Raw genomic sequence first — 22,270 nt, forward strand, 5'->3', positions numbered from 1 at the left:
GCTGGTCATACCTATTTAATTGCTAGCTATTGACTAGGTTAGGGTTATAAATAAAATATGCTGGCTTTCAACTCTGAGAGCTAGAGTTAACCCCTAACCACTCACGCAGTTTAAGAGTATTTTTATGTCAAACGTGTCTACTTGCATTACCTATGATGCATCTACGTCGTTAGTTATGATGACGTTAAGAGGGACGGCAAGCGCACAGGATGTGATTAACTTTTACCAAATCGCCCAACAATACTCAGTATTATATGGGTCAGATAAAATACTCGTTGACGTGTCTGAGTTGACGCACAATTTCGCACCTGCTGATTTATTCACAATTATGCCGGCAGTGGCAAACTCTTTGAAAGAAGCTGTTGTAGCAATTGTCGTAAGTTTTGATGGTTTTATGCACGACTTATTTATGCAAAAAGCAAAGCGCTATAACTTACAAGCTGAAAACTTTGAATGTTTTAACAAAGCAAAAAATTGGCTGGTTCGTCAATAATTGGTCGAGCTAGTCATCGCTATTTTGTTGTGTATATCTGGGCTTACAAATACCGCTAATTTTTAGCTTTTATTGTGCGATTTACCTTGATGTTTACCGCCAAAACCTAGCAATTCATTACGTAACCTTTTAAACTGTTTAGCCAATTAATAATTATAATTTGTTATGACAGCAACTAGGATAGATGCAAGCAAACTAGCTCAAAATTCAGAGCCGTTTAGCTTCAATGATCAACAAAAAAATTCTCTTTTTGCCCAGCTAAAACAGCAACGTGGCATCTTATCTCAAACAGATATTTCTTCTCTTTGTCAGCAGTTTCAAGTTAGCCAACTTGAGTTACTAAAAGCTTGTGTACCCGTCGCAAGTTTATTTTCTGTGGCGCCTATTTCTAAATTCTACGTGGGCGCTATTGCAGTTGGGTTAAATGAGCAAGGCGAAACAAATTTCTATTTTGGCGCTAATGTTGAGTTTTCTCATCAAGCCTTGAGTTTAGTCGTTCATGCTGAGCAATCAGCGATTAATAATGCTTGGCTTAATGGCGCGCAAGCAGTACAAAGAATTGCAATCAGTGACGCTCCTTGTGGCTATTGCCGTCAATTTATGAATGAATTGAGTACTGCAGACTCACTTGAGATTTTATTACCAGAGCGTGACTTTAACCTTCATGAGTTATTACCTTATTCATTTGGCCCGAAAGATTTAGGTAATGATGCGTGTTTATTTTCGCATAAGCAAAGTGATAAACAATTTGCCGACCTTACCATTGATGACGCAAAACTTATTCAATTAGCACTCAATGCATATGTGCCATACACAGGTAATTTTAGTGCTGTTAAATTAAGTACATTTACCGAAGGGGATTTTTACGGAAGCTATGCCGAAAATGCTGCCTATAGTCCAAGCCTTTCGCCATTACAAAGTGCATTGAGTCAGTTTTATCTTGCGGGTTTAAGCTTTGATGATAAAACAGTTAAGTCGATAACCTTGTTAGAAACACAAGGGGCAGAAAATCAATATGAGGTGGCTAAATCTGTGCTGGCAAGCTTTGCAAACCCACCAGCATTTGAGCACTATATTGCGAAATTAAGTAACGCTTAATTAAGCAATAGTTTTGCAGCTTCAATGACGACGGCGACTGATTTTTTCTCAATCTCGCCGTGGTCAACATTCGGAATCTCTTGTTTAGTACGATTTACTAAAACACCTGCAACACATGCTGCGCGTAAGCCAAGGGCAGCACACATAGTAAATAGTGTTGCTGATTCCATCTCGTAGTTCATCACACCTAGTTTTTGCCACTCTTCACAGCTGCCTTGGAATGAGCGCGGAACATAACCTGAATAAGTATCGTAACGCTCTTGACCTGGGTAGAATGTGTCACTTGATGCAGTAATACCAATGTGGAAATTAATTCCTAATTTATCACATGCATTGACCATTGCTTGTGTAGCAAAAAAGTCAGACACAGCAGGGTAGCTTAGTGGTGCAAAATGCTGGCTTGCGCCATCTAATCGAACAGATGCTTGGCTAATTAAAATGTCGCCTTCATTGATGTGCGGCTGAATAGCACCGGTCGTGCCAATTCGCAAAAAGGTATCAATACCAAGTTGGGCAAGCTCTTCAACAGCAATTGAAGTAGATGGGCCGCCAATACCGGTTGAACAAACGACAACACTGTGGCCGTTTAGCTCACCACGGTAAACATGAAATTCACGAGTCTTCGCTAAGCATTCAGGGTTATCAAGAAGCGTAGAAATGCGTGCTGAGCGGTCAGGATCGCCAGGTACGATAGCAAGAGTTGCCCCTTTTAAGTCGTCACGTGTGATCCCTAAGTGAAATACCTTTTCCATTATTAAACCTTATTTTTGTCTAAAGCGTAATACTTTAATCATATGTGTTTAAAGTACAGGACAGATGTCCGATTAACTTAACAATGTTGCAAGAATTGCACAGTTAACCTAAACCTAAAGATGTCACCTTTAATGAGGATACATTATGCCAGCATCATCTTCTATGAACAAAAACCACGAATTTGCTCGTTGTTTAGAGAGCTCTCAAATATCTGCATCTGCACCGTTTCATTGGTTAGCACTTGCATTTAAGGACATCGCTAATGCGCCAATACTGAGTCTTGTCTACGGATTAGTATTTACCTTGATACCAGCGACAATTATGTATTTTGTATATCAGTTTGATACGCACTTAGTTATTTTGCCTGCTGTGGTTGGCTTTGCATTAATAGGCCCTGCCTTTGCTGCTGGCCTTTATGATGTAGCGTGGGAGCTTGAAAAAGGCCATAAACCTACTCTAATGCATAGCCTGAAATCGATGTTTAGAAACCCAGCAGGTGAATGGGGCTTTGCTGTGTTATTAATGGTGATTATGATTGTTTGGATGCGTTTAGCTGCGCTCATCCACGCCCTATATCCGAATGTTGTTAACCCGAGTTTTGAGCAGTTATCTGCGTTTTTAACGCTCGGTAGTATTGTCGGTGGTATCTTACTGGTCACTGTATTTGCTATCTCAGCGTTTACCCCGCAAATTATGATGGAACGCAGAGTTGATATTATGACTGCGGTAATTTCTTCAATGAATGCGGTTAAAACCAATTTTGCTGCCATGGTTGTTTGGGCTGGGATAATACTCTGTTTAGTGTTTGTTGGTTTTATTACAGGCACTGCTGGGTTTATTGTGATTATGCCTTTATTAAGCTACGCCAGTTGGCATGCATACATTGCGGTTATCAAAACCAAGAAGCCAAGAGGCTACGAATAATGAGTATTCACTTCGTTTGAATATAAATCTATAGCGGCAATCGACTCGGTTGCCGCAAAATTTGACTTTCTTTTCGCGCATGTTATACCTGCCAAAATACAGCGCTCTAATTTGACTAGAGCAGTTTAAATTCATCTGCATAGAAAATATAATCATTTAATATCAGTGAGTTATAGGTTTAGTTGAGCAAGTGATTGTTGAGTCTTAAAAATCTTAACTATACACAAACCTGATTGCGCAAGTTTTTTAATTACGCATGAATATGCAGATAATAATCAGCGGAGTAGAGATGAGTAACACACAAAAAGCATTCCACGAAAAACTAAGTCAGTGTCTTTGTCCTCCTGGCGATGGTGTATTTACAGTAAATACAGCAAAAGAGCGTAAAGATGCGTTGCGTACTAAATTATACGGTCAAACAGACAATGTTGATGTGCTTTGGAAAGAGTCACTTGAAACATTGGCAGAGTCTGAGCACAAAGCCGTTATTTTAGGTATTAGCTCTGACTGCGGCGGTGGTATATTACGTGGTGCTAACTGGGGACCTCTTTTTTTACGCTCTACCTTGATTGATCAACAACCGCAAGCACGCGCTTTTGATTTAGGTGATGTGCGTGTGATCCCACATTTACTGCATGATAAATACCTTAACGATGCGACCATCACAAACTGCCAAAAAGCGTTATATGCTGATGAAAACAGTGAATACCATGTATCACCTTTGTCTATCACTGAAGATGTCTGTGACGGCTTTTATGCGAACTACCCTGATAAGGGTATTTTTGGTATCGGTGGCGACCACTCAATTAGCTACCCGCTAACTAAAGCTTACTTAAAAGCAAAACGTGATGCTGGCAAACGCACTGCAATCATTCACTTTGATGCTCATACAGATTTATTAGTAGAGCGTCTTGGTATTGATTTATGCTTTGGTTCTTGGTGTACACATATTCTTGAGTACTTACCAGCGCCACGTAACCTAATTCAATTTGGTATCCGCTCTAGTGGTAAGCCTAAGCAACATTGGGAAGACACGTTTGGTGTTAAACAACATTGGGCCCACGAAATCATCGAACGTGGCTCTAAAGCAGTTGCTGAAGAAGTGATTGCACAGCTTAAAGCAGATAATGTTGATGAGCTTTATGTGAGCTTTGATATTGATGCGCTTGATGAAAGCTTTGCTTCAGCGACAGGAACACCAGAAGCAGGTGGCTTAACACCTCAGCATGCATTAGACATTCTTGTTGCATTGGCTGACGAGTTCCCAATTACAGGTGCTGATATGATGGAAATCGCGCCATTCACCGACAGCTCACTAATCGGCCAAACAAGTTCTGAAACGACACTCAGAGAAGGTGCTAAAATCTCTGCATTTTTGATTGGTGCAATGAATAAGTAATTCATTTTGCAAGATTAGCGGAAACTTAGTTTCCGCTAATTGTTTATTTCTATTTTACATTTCAAATTTCATCACCTCGCGCTATATTTGTATAAAAAATAATTATAATTTCCGGTATAGCGACTATGCATAAGCTCTTTATCTTACTTTATTTACTAGTGTCTCTACCTGTATTCTCTGCAATTACAGTGGTCACTGAAAATTTACCGCAGTTACAGTATCAAGATGAGAATGGTGAGTTAGTGGGGACTGTAGTTGATAAAGTACTAACATCGCTCAAGCAAAGTAACATCAACTATGAAATTTCTGTGAACCCTTGGTCTGTTTCTTACAATGCTGCTCTTAGAGATGAAAATACATGTATATTCTCAATAGCTAGATTACCTGCTAGGGAGCGTGATTTTATCTGGTTGTCAAAACTTGGACGTTTCTCTGCTTCATTTTATTCGTTTAATTTTCAGCAAATTTCAATTAGTAATTTACAACAAGCTAAGCAATACCGTATTGCGGTGCTAAAAGATAATTACTCTCATATTTTCTTAAAAGAACATGGCTTTGATGAAACAAATCAGCTGATATTACTTGATAGTTTTGACAATATTTATGATGTGTTAAAAAGTCGTCGAACGAGCATAGATTTAGTCGTTTTAAGTGATCAACAATTTGATTTTGAATTACAAAAAGACTCTACACTCAACTCACTAAAACCAGTGTTTAGTATTCCTGTTGTTAATCCTGACTTATATTTTGCTTGTAATAAAAATATGAACACTGCATGGCTTGAGAAGTTAAGTAAAGCCTTTGCTGATTACGATTAAAAATAGCACTTGTTGATTGTAATAAAGCGGCTATAATCAGCTGCTTTTTGTCCATTCTCGCCAAACTCTAGCTAGCAAAACGAGCAAAAAGTTGTTTGCATTCAACACTCTGAATGCGTTTAAATGTTAGGAGTTACAATGAGTGACTTACTCATTATTATTATTTTAATTCTGATCAGTGCGTTGTTTGCTATGAGCGAAATTGCAATAGCAGCATCACGCAAGATTAAATTACGAGTAATGGTGGACGAGGGGAGTTCTAAAGCCCAAGCGGTGCTGGCGTTGCAAGAGCAACCTGGTGCTTTCTTTGCCATGATACAAATTGCCCTGAATGCAATTGCCATTTTGGGTGGTATTGTTGGTGAGCAAGCATTATCGCCTTATATCGAACAAATCTTAGGTATGATTTACCAAGGACCTTTACTAAGCCAAATCAGCTTTTTGATTTCGTTTTTGAGTATTACCTCTTTGTTTATTCTATTTGCTGACTTATTACCTAAACGGTTAGCGATGATTATGCCGGAAGCCGTTGCAGTTAATGTGGTTTCTATAATGCGCTGGGTAACTTTTGCGCTAACACCCTTTGTCGTTTTCTTTAATGGAATTACCAACCTGATTTTGCGCGCGTTTAAAGTACCCGCTGAACGAGAAGACATTGTTACGACAGAAGACATTGTGGCGATGATGGATGCAGGGGCAGAGTACGGTAGCTTACAGCAACAAGAATATGAGTTAATTGGCAATGTATTCGATTTAGAAGCGCGTTTTTTATCGAGTGTAATGACCCCACGTGATCAAATTGTCTATTTTGATGTTAAAGCAGATGCTCAAGAAGTGGCGACCAAAATTATCGAACACCCACATAACCACTTTTTAGTCTGTGATGGTAATTTAGATAAATTAATAGGTTCAGTTGAATCAAAAGATATTTTGCGCAAAGTACTTAAAGGGCAAAGCGCCGAAATTGATAATGAATTGATAAGCCAAGATATTTTTTATCTTCCAGAAACATTGAGTTTGTCTGAAGCTTTAAACACATTCAAAAAAGCGGCTGAACCATTTGCCGTTGTGGTTAACGAGTATGCACTCATGGTAGGTATTGTCACTGTCAAAGATTTAATGAAAGGCTTTATGGGGGATTTAATTAGCCATCAAGGCGAAGAGTTAATTATTCAACGTGATAATTCATCTTGGCTGGTCGATGGTTTAACACCTGTGGTTGAGCTTGCTAAGGTACTTGAAATTGAAGAGTTTCCTGAGCAATCTCATTACGAAACAGTCGCAGGGTTTTTGATCTACACCATGAAACGCCTGCCTAAACGCGCTGAGTTTATCAATTTTGGTGGCTATAAGTTTGAAGTTGTCGATGTTGAAGGAGTGAAAGTCGAGCAACTACTCGTTACTCGCATTTCGGATACTGTTTAGGCCGCCGATGCGGCCTTACTCAAAGGCGCCTTTCACAAGGGCGTTACCTTTGCTTACCATATGAACACCCTTTGACCAGCATTCTGTTGGCGCAAGCGTTGTTTTATTAAGTAGCACAAGATCGGCATCTGCATTTTGTTTAATGACACCTTTATTGATACCCAGTATCTGTGCAGGGTTTGATGTAATCGCCATTAAAGCGTGTTCAATCGAAACATTATATTTTTGCACTGCTTCTACAAACGAACCATGCAATGTAGACTCTTTACCGACTTCAAGGCCAAGCAGATTATAGCTTTTGTCAAAAATAGGGAGACTTGCATGGCCATCAGAGCTCATAGTGAGCTTTGTTGGGTCGACCTTATTCTCTAGGCAATAAGCGAGTGCGTGTGCGGCAGAGTATTCACCATGAGCAAGGTCATACTCGGTTGTACTTGTTGTAAAATCGATAGTGCCACCGGCTTTACAAAACTCTACCCCAGCATTAAGTAAGTCGATATTTCGATTCATGTGAGTTGGGTAAAATTGTGCCAGTGAAATATCGGTTAGCTTATCAACCTCATGTAATAACGATAAATGTGTATCAACAGGGCCAACATGAATGCTGACTGTGCCTTTTTTACCACTTAACATGCCTGCCACTTTTGCCTCTGCGGCAAGCTCTGCCAGCTGTTGTACCGTGGGTTGGCTACTACGATGATCAGATATAGCAACTTCACCCACACCAATAAACTCATCAATGTACATTAAATCGCTGGTGACTGAGCCAGTCAGTGTTTTCGCAGGTAAATGATATGAGCCCGAATGACAAAACACGTTGAGCCCAAGCTCTTTCAGCTCTTTTGCTTTAGCAATCAGGTTACTATGCGTTCGGCTACTTGAGTCAGTGCCAAGGGCTGCAATAACGGTTGTTGTGCCATGCAATGTTGAATCAGTCAGGTTCATTTCTGGTGTTCTGCTTGCAAAGCCAGCTTCGCCGCCTCCGCCAGTTATATGAACGAGTGAATCTACAAACCCTGGGGCTAAAATACAATGAGTGCCATCGACTGTGGTAATCCTCTGATAAGTATCGATGGTGATTTCAGGCTGTATATCAACTATTTTTCCGCCAGCAATAAGTACATCTTGAGTGCCTAAAGGTGAGGGGGCGAAAACGTCTGCGCCTTTTATAAGTGTTAACATAATTAAATCTTTTACTGATAGTTAATAAAGTGTGCGAGAAAAATAAAGCAGCTAGCAAGGCCAAACAAAGCTAAAGTGAAGCGCCAAATAAAACGTGCCCATTCACTCCAATCTAATTTAACAATACCTAAACAGCCAATGAGACTAGCAGAAGTCGGAATAAAAATATTGGTTAAACCATCACCCAACTGAAATGCTAACACCACAATTTGACGTGAGATATTTAATAAATCACCGAGCGGTGACATTAGCGGCATCGTTATGGCTGCTTGTCCAGAGCCTGACGAAACAAAGAAGTTAAATACACTTTGAAATAATAGCATGCCCCAAGCCGCAATATAGTCGGGTACAACTGAAATGCTGGTGGCACTGTAGTACAGCAAGGTATTTAGAGTTGAAGGCGAGGTTAAGTCACTACCGCCAAGTATTAAAATAACGCCTTTTGCAAGTGCCACTAAAAGCGCGGCAGGTAGCAGTTCTTGAGCACCTTCTTTAAATGCGTTTGCGCTTTCATTGGCAGTTTGTTTTTTAAATAGGCTGGCGATTACAGCACAAGCAATCCCTAGGCAAAAGAATTGCGCTGCTAATTCAGGAATATAATACTGCCTAGCCATCACGCCCCAAATAACCCAAACAATGCCAGCAATAAAAGTAAGTAAGATTAGTTTATCTGCGCTATCTAAATTTATTGCACTGTCTTGGTGTTGGTTAGATTGTTGTTTAGTGGCTCTGATAGAGTTGGCATAGCGAATAGTGAATACAAGGCCAAATGAAGTAAAAACAAGCCAAGCAACCATTCTGAACCCTGCGCCAGAAAAAACGGGAATTTCAGCTATAGACTGAGCTATGGCAATGCTAAACGGGTTCATCCATGAGGTGGCAAAGCCAATTTGTGTAGCAACATAGGTTGTTAATACCGTTACTTTTGCGTCATAGCCAAGTTGTTTCATAATCGGGAATAACACAATACAAAAGGCAATGGCTTCCTCACCCATGCCGAAAACCGCACCACCTAAAGAGAAAAGCACGAACAAGAGAGGAATGAATACCCACTCAATATGTTGTGTTTTATTGATCAGTGCCATGATGCCGTTATTTACCGCACCGGTTTTTAAGATAATCCCAAACGCACCGCCAGTGATTAAAATAAACGCCATCACACCAATCGCTGCGCCATACTTATCACCTGACACTAATCCTTCAAATAAGACATTAGCGAGGCCAATTTCACCACCTTCTGCAAATAATGCTGGCGGGGTATGATCTGAGGCTGTTTGATATTGTGATAATTCAACACTATGGCTATCTTTTTCGGCATTAAATACACCGGGGGTAATAAATAGGCTGGCAAAATAGGCGATAACTGCGACGCACAACAAAATGATGCTCGCATCTGGCATCGCAAACTGTTTGTTTTTCATAAAGTCACTTAAATGTCATTCGACGTTTATAAGATAAGCAAGGTATTGTAGCCCTTGCTAAGAAAGATTAATACTGAGAGTCGTCAGTTTAAGATAATGTAAGCTCAAAAGTGTGGGCGACTATTAAGCCGCCCATACCTTGCTAAAAGCGATAGCTCAAACTTAACGTATAGCGACTGCCATACGCATTATGGTTTATAGAATCAAAACCTCGACTTGAACCATATAGTTTAGGCGGTTCTTTATTGAAGATATTATCGATACGAGCACGGATTGATAATGCATCATTGATAAAATATCCGGCTGATAAATCCCATACTAGCCAGTCATCAACATCACGCTTTAACTCATCATTAAGCTCGCCAAGTTCTTCTAGCTCGTCTATTTCACGGCCACGAAGCCCTTCAATATCATCCTCATAGCTACTGGTATAATTGGCACCTAGATTTATGTAATAACTCTCGGCATCCCAATCGATAGAGAATCTGCCAACATTTTCAGGGTAGCGATAAGTGCCGATTAGCTTTTCGATTGCATCTGAACCGGGTTTATTTCTCTCAAACTCTAAATAGTGTGTACCATCAAAAGCGAGCGTTAAGTTACCTTGTGCAAAAAGAAAACGATGATCGAACTTAAAGTCGATTCCCGCTAAGGTTTGTGTGCCGGTATTTTCCAGTGGAATAACATGGTCTCTAAATAGCGGCAGGAATAGCTCATCTTCTCGCGGGTTAAACTCACTTATATAGTTTGCTAGGATCTCTGAAAGATTAGCGCCATCACTTTCGATATTAAGGCCTGCATTATCGGTTACTTCACACAGCTGCTGCTCGTAGGAAATACCTTGTTGTCCTTGTGGTACTAAGCCACAGTGACGAAGAGACGCGTCCGTAATTGCTCTATCTAGCACGGCAGTCATATTGGTATCGATGACTTGCTCATGATCAAAATGCCAATAATCGACAGTTAGGTTGGTATTTACAGATGGACTCCATGCAAAGCCAATGCTGAGCGCTTCAGATTCCTCGGCTTTGAGTGTTTGATTACCAAGCTCTAGGCTGTTAACACTGACTTCTGTACCATCACCCATACAGTATAAATCTGCAACAGCCTGATTTGCGCCGCAATCAAAGCTTGATTGTGTGGTCCGTAATTTTACGCCAGCTTGAGTTAATGATGGTGCTCTAAACGACGTTGACCAAGAGCTCCTAATAATTAGAGAATCTGAAGGGCGGTAGCTTAAACCCACTTTAGGGTTAAATGTTCCACCAAAGTCATCGTAATGATCGTAACGACCAGCAATTTGCAATTCTAGCTGCTCAGTAACTGGCATATTCAACTCTACAAATGCAGCGTACTGTGTGCGGTCTGCTTCTGATAAGCTCGAGCCAAAACCAAAAACGTCGACTAAATAACCATTTTCAGCACGCGCTTGAGAGTCTAAAGACGGAATATCTTTTAACTCTTCTCGGCGAGCCTCAATACCAAATGCAGCATAAATGGGTAACTCATTAAATGTAAATAAATCGCCATTAAAGTTTAAATCCCATCCGTAGACTGTACTTTCACCACTTCTACTTGGGTTTGCTTTTGCAAGCTCAAGCACCGCATCATTATTAGCATCACCCTGTAAAAAAGGGTTGTAGAATGGCATTAACTGACCTTGCGCACAATTGAGCTGAGTTCCATCAAATGTAGCTAATGAACCGTCGGAGCATAATTCACCAGTGATTGCAGCATGAAATTGGTAGCGGTTGTAAATACCATCAATCGCTTCTTGCTCTGACTTAGAACGAGAAAATGTTACACCTGACTCCCAACTCCAGTCACCAATGTAACCGGCTAGGCTACTGACTAAGCGAAAGTTTTTAGTTTCAACTTCAACAGTTCGTGGTGAATTAAAACGTGCATCAAATGCAAAGCCATACACATCTCGACCCGCTTGAGTGGTAAATGGATCAATATAAAGCTGGTCCATTAAGTCGTTACTGCCATCAGCGTTATCATAAATGAATAGCGCATCTTCTATGATAAACGGACCATCATCGTCGTTTATTTGATTGATTGGTGCAGGTGATGAATAGGCTTTTGATTTAGTTTGGCTATAGAAGAAATCGGTATGCCAATCTAAATCACCTAAGGTGCTGTTGAACATAAAGCCAGTTGATAGGCTTTCAAATGGGGTTTCTAGGTAATCATCTTGGTTTGCATAGTAAGCACAAATTTGCTCACCATACTCAGTCGTGACAAGCTCTGTTTTACAGTTTGGGGCTGGTAGTTCATTGCCATCTCGGCTGCTGAAGTAATAAATGTTTGGTGAGTTCTCAAGTTTCGGTAAATATGAGTAACCATTTACTAGATTAGGCGTTGCGGTATAACTTCTGTCGGTCGCTTTAAAGGCATTGCGGTCGTAAATATCAGCAAATACCGTTAAGTTACTTTCACCGATATTGGTTCCGTAGACTAAGTTAAGTTGCTTCTTAGCTTCGTCATGACTGTCAAAGCTATTGGTGTAAGAAGTGTTTACTTCAGCTCCTTGATAGTCATCTTTGAGAATATAGTTAATAACACCGGCTACCGCATCAGCTCCATAAATTGCTGATGCGCCAGTGGCTAAAATATCAATGCGCTCGATTGCAGCAAGCGGAATTGAATTTACATCAACAAAGTTTTCAGTGCCTGCTGCAAACGAGCTTGGTGCAACACGGCGGCCATTAATGAGTGTTAATGTGGCTGAGGGACCCATACCTCTTAAGCTTGCAGCGGATTGACCCGCTGGCGTTGAGGTTGATGTACCACCACTTTCAGATGTTGAAAAGGTACCGGAACCGCCTTTAAAAACCGATAAATCTTTCAATAATTCATGAATAGTGTTCGCTCCTGAGCGCTTGATTGCATCTTGGTCAAGCACGGTAAGCGGGATGGTTCCTTCTAAATCAACCCCTTTAATTCGTGATCCTGTTACTTCTACTCGTTCAATTTTTTCTGATTGTTGGTCGTTTTGAGCATACACAGCGTGTACTGGGCACAGCACAGCACTGATTGCTACAGCAATTGATAACTGACGAAACATATTGATTTACCTTTGCCTTAAAAAACACACGGCAAAACCGTGACGTTTTGAATAATTGTTATAATTTTTTAGACAGGGCAGTGGGTTATAGACACAACTAGCCCCTCACAGGAAGTGAGGGGTGGCTACTCGTCAAACCACTCCGAAAGGTAGTGTGGAGAGTAGAAATATGTGCAAAGCGATAATGCGTTTTTCAACATAATTCCAATCCGTAAGGTCTTTTGACAAAGCTAGCGATACAGTGCTAGCTTACTCGCGTTTTTAAATGTTCCTTTTTTTTATAGCAAGCAACAAAAAGCTGCGCAAGCAATTTTCTAATATTTTTTTACAAGAGTGTAACAATATGAACATCCTTAAGGAGCAAAAGACTAAATATCAAACTTCAGCTTTTTCTTTGGTATTTAGTTTGTTTTTCGCATCATTTGACAGCAAAGTCTATGCAAATGATCAACAGCAAACGATGGTTTTAATTGGCGGATCTTTGACCACCTGCTCAAGTATGAGCCCTAAAAATTGTCTTTCGAATAAACAGATTAGTGGTAAACAGACTAATCAATATCGATTAAATAATGATGCTTTATCTGCAATAAAGACAAATTGGCCAACCAAGAACAAAAAAAATCGTCAGCAAACGCTTAAGGTATTAGCACAGATTGCACGTCAAAAGTCAGGTGTGATCACCAAAAGTGATATTTTATGGGCTTGGCGCGATTTAGATAACAAGTTACTAAACGAGCTTACTGATTCAGAATACAACTTTGTCATAGACTCACTTGAAGTGGCTGTATCAAATACAGATTCGACCCGCCAAAAAGAGTTGGTAAGTACAAGCGATAATAACGAACGTGCAGCCAATGATGTTTTAGACTTTGTTGCTGCTTCATTAAAAACAACCACCGAATCACCAACAATTTTAGCGGTTACTGCATCAAGCAGAGATCCATATGAATCAGCTGACTTTTATGAAGGGTTATTAAACTTTACTGGTGTTGAATCAAGCTGGTTACCTCTAACACCCGCCTTAGCAATTGCGATTACTAGTAAGCAATGTGAGAGTTTGGAATCTTTACGTACAGAGTCTATGGGCGTTTTTAATCGTGAGACTATTTACCCTGATCGAATCAAGGCCGAAAAAGCGCTTTGTGATAAAGGGGTCGATCATTTAGTTAAGCTGATTAAAAACGCGACGGGTATTATGTTTAACGGTGGCGATCAGAGTTTAACCAGAAAAGTACTGTTTGATGATAACGGTAAGCAATATCCTTGGACTCAGGCAATTTTACAAAGACCATTACTTGTTGGCACAAGCGCAGGTACAGCGGTGCAAAGTGGTGGTAAAAATGCCTATGGCACAGTGCCGATGATTTCAAATGGTACAAGTTTAGCGGCAATGAGAGAAGGCTCGTTTGCAGTATCACCGCCAAGTGAGCGCTGTGAAAATGAATGCGGTGATAAGCTTTCGGCTGATAGTCTTACCTATGAAAAACAAGGTGGGCTTGGCAGCTTTACTTATGGTGTTCTTGATACACACTTTAGCGAGCGCAACAGAACAATGCGTTTGGCAAGATTACTGGCAGATACCGGGCAACAGCATGGTTTTGGCATTGATGAGACCACCGCCCTTGTATCAATTCGAGCTGGTGAAACCGCACTAATGACGGTGATTGGTAAAAGCGGTGTCGTGCATGTTAAATCTAACGCTAAAAATAACGGAGCAATCAGTTATTGGCCTGCTGGTGCAGTTATTGATGTAACAAAGGATGGTTTTACTCTAGCTAAACGAACTGTTGATAATGCACTCCCTAGTATTAAAATTCCGCCACTGCCGATGCAGCGTTTTGGCACTATATTTTCAGATGCTAAATTACGTTCGCTTGTACAAGCTATGTGCTTAACACAAGAGCAACAAGCAGTCGCTCAGCATGATGAGTTTTTATTGGATTTAAATGCCACTGACAATACTCATTATTACCGTGTAAACACCAGTAGTACAGGCTGTGCGGTAGAAAACCTAGCCTTTAAAGTTAAGACATTCTAACGATGTAAGGTACTGAAAAAGTAGTGGATTATTTGTTCATTATTAGTTAGCGTAAGGCTAATAATGAACAAACCATGGAATGGGGTTATGAAATATAACGTACTACTTTTATTTATTTTTGGCTGTTTATTTGCCTATTTATCTATACCAGTCATAGGTTATGGTTCAGCTATTGCGATTCCAACCGAAGTACTTTCAGCCCTTTATGACTTGTCACCTAACTTTGCTTTATCAATGGTTGATATCGTTACTTTAGGCCTTCCTTTGTTAGCGTTACTTTTAGTATTTTTACTCATTAGTAAGTCTCTTTACCTTAAAGATAAAGCGTATTCATACTTTATATTGCTGACACCATTTTTAGCGCTGCATTTATATTTTGCTGTTAACAGCTTTTCTGCAAATATTGATAACACCACTTTACTGACTAGTCTGCCTAAGTATCTATTACTAGTGCTTTTTGCTGCGCTTTTTTCTACTCATAAGAAACCGAACTTTAGTTGATGTAAGTCATACGCGAAAGTTCAACATATAAGCTAATCTGTAATTAATCAGTGAACGAAGTTGATAACACAATGAAAAAATTACTGCTATTAACAAGTGGGGGTGATTGCCCTGGGCTTAATGGGGTGATCAGAGCGGTGGTTAAAGCAGCCGAGCATGATGGCAATTGGCAGGTGTATGGTAGCCGAAGAGCTTACTTTGGTGTGCTTGAAAAACCAAATGATATTATACACTTAACTAGTGAAGTGGTGGCGGGTATTCATGTTCGTGGTGGAACAATTCTCGAAACTGTTAATAAAGGGAATCCAACCGCTTTTCCTGCTGAAATAGCAGGCGAACAAGTGTTTATTGACCGCTCTGATGAGTTAATCAGTATTATTAAGCAACTTGGGTTTGATGCCGTTATAAATATTGGTGGTGATGGTTCGCATAGGGTATCTCAGCATTTATTTGAGCATGGCTTAAATATCGTAGGCGTACCAAAAACCATTGATAATGATTTATATGGCACTGATTACACAATTGGTTTTCAGACTGCTGTCGACACCGCCACCGAAGCAATTGATCGATTAATACCAACAGCGCAAAGTCATAACCGAGTGATTGTGACTGAGGTAATGGGACGCGATGCCGGTTGGATTTGTTTGCACTCTGCTATTGCAGCTGGCGCAGAAGTCGCGCTTATTCCAGAAATTCCTTACGATATTGAAGCGATTAAAGCCAAACTAACATCACGTTTTGATAAAGGCCACGGATTTGCCAATATTGTCATTTCAGAAGGAGCTAAACCTGTTGCTGGTGGTGTTGTTAGTAAACAATCAAATGAACTCGGTTACGAAAACCCTGTACTAGGTGGTATTGCTGAGCAGCTTGCTTCACAAATACGTGTAGCGCTTGACCTTGATGTAAGAGTAACCGTATTAGGGCATATTCAACGTGGTGGCACACCTAATGCGTTTGATAGGGTGCTTGCAGCAGAGTTTGGGGTGCAAGCATTTGAGCTAGTAAAGCAAGGCCAATTTGGTTTTATCCCTGTCAGTAAAGACGGTGAAATTAAACCAATCAGTTTAAAAGAAGCTACTTCTGAATATCGCGTCATTCCTCTAGAACATCCTTTAATAACAAGTGCCCGCGCAATGGGCATGTGTTTAGGCGAATAATCTGCGAATTGATATAACTTCAATTCGCATAACTAATAGTTTTAAAACAACTTTCTCAGTTACGTTCGTAATAATTCAATGCGCAATTTATGTATTGCACAAAATTCATGCGTTAAAGCAAGCATTTTATTTAATGTAAAGTTCTTTAAAGATGGTTGATCTGTGCCTTTTTTGGTTTAGAATGATCGTTCACTCTAAACTAAGGAACTACACATGCAGCGCTCTCGCATTCCATTTTTTGCAGTGTCAGCTTTGGCTGGTGCTGTTTTATTATCAGGCTGCGGCCAATCAGAATCGGCTCAAGGGCAAACGCAGGCAGCTCAAGCTGTTCCTGTTGGCGTTATTGAGATGCAAAGTAAACCACTTACACTAACTAAAGAATTGCCAGGTCGTGTGGCTGCTTCACGTATTGCGCAAATTCGTCCGCAGGTTAACGGTATTATTCAGTCTCGTATGTTTGTTGAAGGTGCTGAGGTTGAAAAAGGCCAAGCTTTATATCAGATTGACCCATCTACATTTGAAGCTGAAGTAGCGACTAGTAAAGCCGCTATTACTAAAGCTCAAGCCAGTATTGCTAATGCCAAGGCAAAAGCAGAACGCTACAAAGAGCTATTGAGCATCAAAGCTGTAAGCCAACAAGATTACGACGAAGCTGATGCAGCATACAAAGGTGCAAAAGCTGATTTACTAACGGCTCAAGCGCAGCTTAAAACCGCTGAAATCAATTTAAACTACAGCAAAGTATTAGCGCCAATTAGTGGCCAAATTGGTAAATCAGATGTCACAGCCGGTGCCCTTGTGAGTGCTAATCAAGCAACAGCATTAGCAACCATTACTCAATTAGACCCAATCTATGTTGATTTAACCCAGTCAAGCAGTGAACTAACACGTTTGAAAAAAGCCATTGCTGCGGGTGAGCTTGATAAAGATGCCGCTTTACATTCAAAAGTTGAATTAAAGATGGAAGACGGCAGTACTTATCAACATAAAGGTACATTGCAATTCTCTGAAGTGACTGTTGATCCAAGCACAGGCTCAGTAACCTTGCGTGCTGAATTTCCTAACCCTGAAAAATTACTGTTGCCAGGTATGTATGTTCGTGCAGTGATTGTTGAAGGTGTGAAAAGTGATGCGATTTTAGCACCACAGCGTGGCGTAAGCAGAAACACCAAAGGTGAGCCTACTGCCATGGTAGTAAGCAAAGGCAATACCGTAGAAGCACGCGTGCTTAAAACTGATCGTACTGTTGGTTCAAATTGGTTAGTGACAGACGGCCTAAACAGTGGCGATAAGTTAATTGTTGAAGGTTTACAGAAAATCCGCCCAGGTGCACCAGTCAATGCAATGCCTGCAGAATCAGCAGCTAACAGCCAGTAACGGAGAAACTTAATGTCACGATTTTTTATTGATCGGCCCATATTTGCATGGGTGCTTGCTATCGTTGTGATGCTGGCAGGTATCTTAGCAATTAGAAGTTTGCCGGTTGCGCAGTATCCATCCATTGCACCACCTGCAATTAGTATTCAAGCCACATACCCTGGTGCGTCGGCCCGTACTCTAGAAGATACGGTTACACAGGTTATTGAACAAAAAATGAAAGGGCTAGATGGCTTGCTCTACATGTCTTCAACCTCTGAGTCTAACGGCTCAGCGACGTTAACCTTAACCTTTAGTGCAGATACAGACCCTGATATCGCACAGGTTCAAGTACAAAACAAATTGTCGCTTGCAACACCGTTATTACCAGAAGAAGTACAGCGTCAAGGTGTATCGGTTGCAAAATCGGCTCGTAACTTCTTAATGGTTGTAGGCTTTGTATCTGAAGACGGTAGTATGAACAACATCGATATCGGTGATTATGTTTCATCAAACGTGCTTGATATTATTTCGCGTGTAAACGGTGTCGGTGAAGTACAGCTGTTTGGTTCTCAATATGCAATGCGTATTTGGTTAGACCCAGCTAAATTACTGAAGTACTCATTAACTCCTGCTGATATTAGTGCTGCAATCAGTGCTCAAAATGCGCAGGTTTCAGCAGGTCAACTAGGTGCATTGCCAGCGGTGAGTGGCCAGCAATTAAATGCAACGGTGACTGCACAAAGCCGCTTACAAACGCCTGAGCAATTTAGAAATATTTTTGTAAAAACCAATGCTGATGGTTCAGTTGTTCGTTTAAGTGACGTTGCTGATGTTGAATTAGGTGGTGAAAACTACGGTGTTGTTGCGCGTTTTAACGGCAAACCGGCATCAGGTTTAGGTGTTAAGCTTGCCAGTGGTGCTAATGCACTTGATACAGCAGATGGCGTAAAAGCCGCTCTTGCTGAACTTGAGCCTTTCTTCCCTGAAGGTTTAACAACGGTTGTTCCTTACGATACGACGCCATTCGTATCACTTTCAATTGAGAAAGTAGTAAGCACTCTAATCGAAGCTGTTGTGCTGGTGTTCTTGGTCATGTACTTATTCTTACAGAACTTCAGAGCAACACTTATTCCGACTATTGCAGTACCTGTTGTATTGCTTGGTACGTTTGCTATCTTGCAAGTGTTTGGCTTCTCAATTAATACCCTAACCATGTTTGCGATGGTACTTGCAATCGGTCTACTGGTAGATGATGCCATCGTTGTTGTTGAAAACGTTGAACGTGTTATGACTGAAGAGAACTTATCTCCTCTTGAAGCAACACGTAAATCAATGGATGAAATCAAAGGTGCCCTTGTTGGTATTGCGATGGTGCTCTCGGCAGTATTCGTGCCTATGGCGTTCTTCCCAGGCTCAACAGGGGTTATTTATCGCCAGTTCTCAATTACCTTGGTAACTGCGATGAGTTTATCAGTGCTTGTCGCATTGATTTTAACGCCAGCTTTATGTGCGACAATGCTAAAACCAAGTCATGTACATAACGATAAATCTTTATTTGGTCGTTTCTTCCTTGGCTTTAACCGTGGTTTTGACAGAACGAACTCGGGTACACAAGGTTTTGTGTCTCGCATGATCAAGCACAGTAAACGCTATTTACTTATTTACGGTTTAATCGTGGGTGGCATGGTGTTTATTTTCTCACAATTACCATCGGCATTCTTACCAGATGAAGACCAAGGTATTTTGTTTAACCAAGTCAGCTTACCTGCCGGTGCGACAACAGAGCAAACGTTAAAAGTTGTTGAAAAGATGGAACATCACTTCTTAGAAGAACAATCAGAAGCGGTAAAATCTATCTTTACGGTAACAGGCTTTAGCTTTGCAGGTTCTGGTCAAAACGCGGCAATCGGCTTTGTGGGTTTAAAACACTGGGATGAGCGTCAACGCCCTGATCTAACCGTCGGTGCGGTTGCAGGTAAAGCCATGGGGTACTTCTCAACCATTAAAGAAGCATTCGTGTTTGCTTTCCCACCTCCTGCGGTTGTTGAGCTTGGTACTGCAAACGGTTTCACCTTGTTCTTACAAGATAGGGTTGGCCTAGGTCACGAAAAACTACTTGAAGCACGCAACATGTTTTTAGGTATGGCTGCACAAACCCCGGTGTTATCAGGTGTGCGCCCGAATGGTCAAGAAGATAAGCCAGAGCTTGAGCTTGATATTGATTTAGCAAAAGCCGAAGCATTAGGCCTAACGCAAGCAGATATCAATAATACGTTATCAACGGCTTGGGGTAGTAGCTATGTAAATGACTTTATTGACCGTGGTCGTGTGAAAAAAGTGTACTTACAAGGTACGCCAGAATCACGCATGGTGCCAGAAGACCTAGATGAGTGGTATGTACGTAACAATAATGGTGACATGGTGCCATTTACTGCCTTTGCTCATTCTTATTGGACTTATGGCTCACCGCGTCTTGAGCGTTATAACGGCTTCTCAGCGATGGAAATCCAAGGTGCTGCTGCACCGGGTTACAGTACGGGTCAAGCGATGGCTGAAGTTGAGAAAATGGTTAAGAAGTTACCACCGGGTGTATCGTTCGAATGGACAGGTATTTCATATGAAGAACGTTTAAGTGGTGGTCAAGCGCCATTACTTTATGCACTTTCATTATTGGTTGTATTCCTATGTTTAGCGGCGTTATATGAGAGCTGGTCAGTTCCTGCAGCGGTTATGCTCATTGTACCGCTTGGTGTATTTGGTGCGTCGATTGCGTCATTTGTATTTAATTTATCAAACGATATTTATCTACAAGTGGGTCTATTAACCACCATAGGTTTGGCATCAAAAAATGCCATCTTAATTGTAGAGTTTGCTATTCATAAAATGGATGAAGGTATGAAACTTGTCGATGCCGCGGTAGCAGCTATTCGTCTACGGTTACGTCCAATCTTTATGACATCAATGGCATTTGTGTGTGGTGTACTACCACTGGCAATTGCATCAAGTGCAGGCTCAGGTGCACAAAACGCACTCGGTATTGCTGTTATTGGCGGTACGCTTGCGTCATCGACCATTGTGGTAATCTTTGTGCCGCTGTTCTTTGTACTGGTGCGCCGAGTATTCCCAGGCAAAACAAAATCAACTAATGAGGAGCAGGCATAATGAAAGCTAAACTTATCTCAGTGTCTGTTGCTGCACTTATGTTATCTGCCTGTAATATGGCGCCAGATATGGAGCAACGTGAATTACCTGTTGCTCAAAACTATGATACCCAAGGTACAGCAGGCGATATCAATGCGCTCAATTGGGAGTCATTTTTCAGTAATGCGCAACTTCAACAGTTGATTGCGCTAACGCTTGAAAACAACAAAGATATTAAAACTGCTGCACTGAATGTGCAGCAGGTTAGAGCAATGTATCAGATTGAAGATTCTGCACTTTACCCAAGCATTGATCTCAATGCATCGGGAAACCGTCAGCGTCTTCCGGCAGATTTATCTGGTACTGGTCAAGCAACTATCTCTGAAAACTATTCAGCAACTGTAGGCCTAACCGCTTATGAGATTGATCTTTGGGGCAAAGTCCGCAACCAATCAGAGCAAGCTTTGCAAAACCTGTATTCTGCAGAATACAGTTTAACCAGTGTACGCATTAGTTTGATTTCTGAATTAGTGAATGCATGGCTTAACTATGCGACTGACAAAGAGCTATTGGCTTTAGCAAACGAGACTTTAAAGTCTCAGCAGGAGTCTTTAGAGCTAACCCGTAAAACATTTGCTCTGGGTGCTGCCTCTCAGTTAACGCTATCGCAACTTGAAAGCACAGTAGCAACCGCGAAAGTTGATATCGCAAACTATCAGCGTTTATTAAAGCGCGATAAAAATGCTCTCGATTTTTTAGTGGGTAAAACCGTGACTGCGGATTTATTACCATCACAAAATATTGATGATGTACTGAGTTTACCGGATGTGCCAGTAGGGTTACCGTCAGAGCTTCTTACTCAGCGACCTGATATCAAAGCTGCAGAGCATGATTTATTGGCAGCCAATGCAAATATTGGTGTGGCAAAAGCGGCATTCTATCCAAGCATCAGTTTAACCGCGAATGCGGGTACAGCTTCTGCTGACTTGAGTAATCTTTTTGATTCAGGTTCAGGTACTTGGAGTTTTGTACCTTCAGTAAACTTGCCTATTTTTAATATGGGTCGCAATCAAGCTAATCTCGATGTTGCAAAAGCACAGCAAGAAATGGCAATAACCAGTTACGAGCAAACCATTCAACAGGCATTTAAAGAAGTCTCTGATGCCCTTGCTGACCGTGAAGGTTATATGCACCAGCTAGATGCCCTGAATGATTTGTACCAAAGTAATGAGCTATCTTTTACTTTATCGGATGCGCGTTTTCAAAAAGGCGCAGACAGCTACTTGCAAGTATTGGATGCACAACGAAATTGGTACAGTGCAGGACAACAGTTAATTTTGGGTAAGCAAGCGTATTTGGCGAGCCAAATTAATTTGTATAAAGCACTGGGCGGCGGCTGGAATGCACAAAATACTGTGCAATAAATCAGCAAAAGCATAATTTATTTAAGGTTTTGCAGGTTCTTAGTTGTTTTGACTCTCCTCTAAG

At 41.0% G+C, this 22,270-nt stretch carries 16 protein-coding genes; 12 read left to right on the forward strand and 4 right to left on the reverse strand.

Annotation, left to right across the window (positions count from 1 at the left end):
• Positions 1 to 124 precede the first annotated feature (124 nt).
• Together L1272_RS13320 and cdd are read left to right on the forward strand one after the other, a co-directional pair.
• Positions 125 to 493, forward strand: a complete 369-nt coding sequence (locus L1272_RS13320) for a hypothetical protein (RefSeq protein WP_054552162.1) — start codon at positions 125 to 127, stop codon at positions 491 to 493.
• A 165-nt stretch (positions 494 to 658) separates the two neighbouring features.
• Positions 659 to 1,591 (forward strand): cytidine deaminase, encoded by a 933-nt coding sequence (cdd, locus tag L1272_RS13325; protein ID WP_194441100.1) that lies wholly within the window; start codon positions 659 to 661, stop codon positions 1,589 to 1,591.
• On the opposite strand, the gene udp is transcribed toward cdd, so the two are convergent.
• A complete protein-coding gene (udp, locus tag L1272_RS13330) occupies positions 1,588 to 2,343 on the reverse strand; it encodes a uridine phosphorylase (RefSeq protein WP_054552164.1) in 756 nt (251 codons plus the stop codon). The two genes, cdd and udp, sit on opposite strands and share 4 nt — an antisense overlap.
• Positions 2,344 to 2,488: 145 nt before the next feature.
• Here udp and L1272_RS13335 point away from each other — a divergent pair, with 145 nt between their 5' ends.
• The 4 genes from L1272_RS13335 to L1272_RS13350 all read left to right on the forward strand — a co-directional run bounded on the left by L1272_RS13335 (position 2,489) and on the right by L1272_RS13350 (position 6,910).
• A complete protein-coding gene (locus L1272_RS13335; protein WP_054552165.1) occupies positions 2,489 to 3,268 on the forward strand; it encodes a DUF2189 domain-containing protein in 780 nt (259 codons plus the stop codon).
• 289 nt (positions 3,269 to 3,557) lie between these two features.
• Positions 3,558 to 4,667 (forward strand): arginase family protein, encoded by a 1,110-nt coding sequence (locus L1272_RS13340; protein WP_054552166.1) that lies wholly within the window; start codon positions 3,558 to 3,560, stop codon positions 4,665 to 4,667.
• Positions 4,668 to 4,792: 125 nt separating this feature from the next.
• The gene (locus L1272_RS13345; RefSeq protein WP_138617338.1) at positions 4,793 to 5,485 is read left to right on the forward strand and encodes a substrate-binding periplasmic protein; all 693 of its coding nucleotides are present in this window, start codon (positions 4,793 to 4,795) and stop codon (positions 5,483 to 5,485) included.
• 138 nt (positions 5,486 to 5,623) lie between these two features.
• Complete coding sequence (locus L1272_RS13350) at positions 5,624 to 6,910, forward strand: hemolysin family protein (RefSeq protein WP_054552168.1); 1,287 nt, start codon at positions 5,624 to 5,626, stop codon at positions 6,908 to 6,910.
• 15 nt (positions 6,911 to 6,925) lie between these two features.
• Here L1272_RS13350 and iadA read toward each other — a convergent pair whose 3' ends face one another.
• From iadA to L1272_RS13365, 3 genes are all read right to left on the reverse strand, one after another.
• Positions 6,926 to 8,092, reverse strand: coding sequence for a beta-aspartyl-peptidase (iadA, locus tag L1272_RS13355; protein WP_235373631.1), 1,167 nt, complete (start codon positions 8,090 to 8,092; stop codon positions 6,926 to 6,928).
• 11 nt (positions 8,093 to 8,103) lie between these two features.
• On the reverse strand, positions 8,104 to 9,513 hold the full coding sequence (gene yfcC / locus L1272_RS13360; RefSeq protein WP_235373632.1) for a putative basic amino acid antiporter YfcC: 1,410 nt from the start codon (positions 9,511 to 9,513) through the stop codon (positions 8,104 to 8,106).
• Positions 9,514 to 9,655: 142 nt separating this feature from the next.
• A complete protein-coding gene (locus L1272_RS13365) occupies positions 9,656 to 12,583 on the reverse strand; it encodes a TonB-dependent receptor domain-containing protein (protein ID WP_235373633.1) in 2,928 nt (975 codons plus the stop codon).
• A 343-nt stretch (positions 12,584 to 12,926) separates the two neighbouring features.
• On the opposite strand from L1272_RS13365, the gene L1272_RS13370 reads away from it, so the two are divergent.
• The 6 genes from L1272_RS13370 (at position 12,927) to L1272_RS13395 (ending at position 22,206) form a co-directional block, all read left to right on the forward strand.
• Positions 12,927 to 14,621, forward strand: coding sequence for a cyanophycinase (locus tag L1272_RS13370; protein WP_235373634.1), 1,695 nt, complete (start codon positions 12,927 to 12,929; stop codon positions 14,619 to 14,621).
• Positions 14,622 to 14,708: 87 nt separating this feature from the next.
• Positions 14,709 to 15,122: a hypothetical protein gene (locus L1272_RS13375; RefSeq protein WP_235373635.1), complete on the forward strand. Its 414-nt coding sequence runs from the start codon at positions 14,709 to 14,711 to the stop codon at positions 15,120 to 15,122.
• 71 nt (positions 15,123 to 15,193) lie between these two features.
• The gene (locus tag L1272_RS13380) at positions 15,194 to 16,282 is read left to right on the forward strand and encodes a 6-phosphofructokinase (protein ID WP_235373636.1); all 1,089 of its coding nucleotides are present in this window, start codon (positions 15,194 to 15,196) and stop codon (positions 16,280 to 16,282) included.
• A 213-nt stretch (positions 16,283 to 16,495) separates the two neighbouring features.
• Positions 16,496 to 17,659 (forward strand): efflux RND transporter periplasmic adaptor subunit, encoded by a 1,164-nt coding sequence (locus tag L1272_RS13385; RefSeq protein WP_138599815.1) that lies wholly within the window; start codon positions 16,496 to 16,498, stop codon positions 17,657 to 17,659.
• A 12-nt stretch (positions 17,660 to 17,671) separates the two neighbouring features.
• Positions 17,672 to 20,803 (forward strand): efflux RND transporter permease subunit, encoded by a 3,132-nt coding sequence (locus L1272_RS13390; RefSeq protein ID WP_235373637.1) that lies wholly within the window; start codon positions 17,672 to 17,674, stop codon positions 20,801 to 20,803.
• The gene (locus L1272_RS13395; protein ID WP_235373638.1) at positions 20,803 to 22,206 is read left to right on the forward strand and encodes an efflux transporter outer membrane subunit; all 1,404 of its coding nucleotides are present in this window, start codon (positions 20,803 to 20,805) and stop codon (positions 22,204 to 22,206) included. The genes L1272_RS13390 and L1272_RS13395 overlap by 1 nt, the downstream gene beginning before the upstream one ends.
• Positions 22,207 to 22,270: the final 64 nt, after the last annotated feature.

Origin of the sequence: Pseudoalteromonas sp. PAST1 (assembly GCF_021532515.1) — a bacterium.
GTDB lineage: Bacteria > Pseudomonadota > Gammaproteobacteria > Enterobacterales > Alteromonadaceae > Pseudoalteromonas > Pseudoalteromonas simplex.

Bases quoted from the DNA above. Each gene is read 5' to 3' on its own strand.
- L1272_RS13320 (WP_054552162.1), top strand. From the start codon at position 125: ATGTCAAACGTGTCTACTTGCATTACCTATGATGCATCTACGTCGTTA.
- cdd (WP_194441100.1), top strand. From the start codon at position 659: ATGACAGCAACTAGGATAGATGCAAGCAAACTAGCTCAAAATTCAGAG.
- udp (WP_054552164.1), bottom strand. From the start codon at position 2,343: ATGGAAAAGGTATTTCACTTAGGGATCACACGTGACGACTTAAAAGGG.
- L1272_RS13335 (WP_054552165.1), top strand. From the start codon at position 2,489: ATGCCAGCATCATCTTCTATGAACAAAAACCACGAATTTGCTCGTTGT.
- L1272_RS13340 (WP_054552166.1), top strand. From the start codon at position 3,558: ATGAGTAACACACAAAAAGCATTCCACGAAAAACTAAGTCAGTGTCTT.
- L1272_RS13345 (WP_138617338.1), top strand. From the start codon at position 4,793: ATGCATAAGCTCTTTATCTTACTTTATTTACTAGTGTCTCTACCTGTA.
- L1272_RS13350 (WP_054552168.1), top strand. From the start codon at position 5,624: ATGAGTGACTTACTCATTATTATTATTTTAATTCTGATCAGTGCGTTG.
- iadA (WP_235373631.1), bottom strand. From the start codon at position 8,092: ATGTTAACACTTATAAAAGGCGCAGACGTTTTCGCCCCCTCACCTTTA.
- yfcC (WP_235373632.1), bottom strand. From the start codon at position 9,513: ATGAAAAACAAACAGTTTGCGATGCCAGATGCGAGCATCATTTTGTTG.
- L1272_RS13365 (WP_235373633.1), bottom strand. From the start codon at position 12,583: ATGTTTCGTCAGTTATCAATTGCTGTAGCAATCAGTGCTGTGCTGTGC.
- L1272_RS13370 (WP_235373634.1), top strand. From the start codon at position 12,927: ATGAACATCCTTAAGGAGCAAAAGACTAAATATCAAACTTCAGCTTTT.
- L1272_RS13375 (WP_235373635.1), top strand. From the start codon at position 14,709: ATGAAATATAACGTACTACTTTTATTTATTTTTGGCTGTTTATTTGCC.
- L1272_RS13380 (WP_235373636.1), top strand. From the start codon at position 15,194: ATGAAAAAATTACTGCTATTAACAAGTGGGGGTGATTGCCCTGGGCTT.
- L1272_RS13385 (WP_138599815.1), top strand. From the start codon at position 16,496: ATGCAGCGCTCTCGCATTCCATTTTTTGCAGTGTCAGCTTTGGCTGGT.
- L1272_RS13390 (WP_235373637.1), top strand. From the start codon at position 17,672: ATGTCACGATTTTTTATTGATCGGCCCATATTTGCATGGGTGCTTGCT.
- L1272_RS13395 (WP_235373638.1), top strand. From the start codon at position 20,803: ATGAAAGCTAAACTTATCTCAGTGTCTGTTGCTGCACTTATGTTATCT.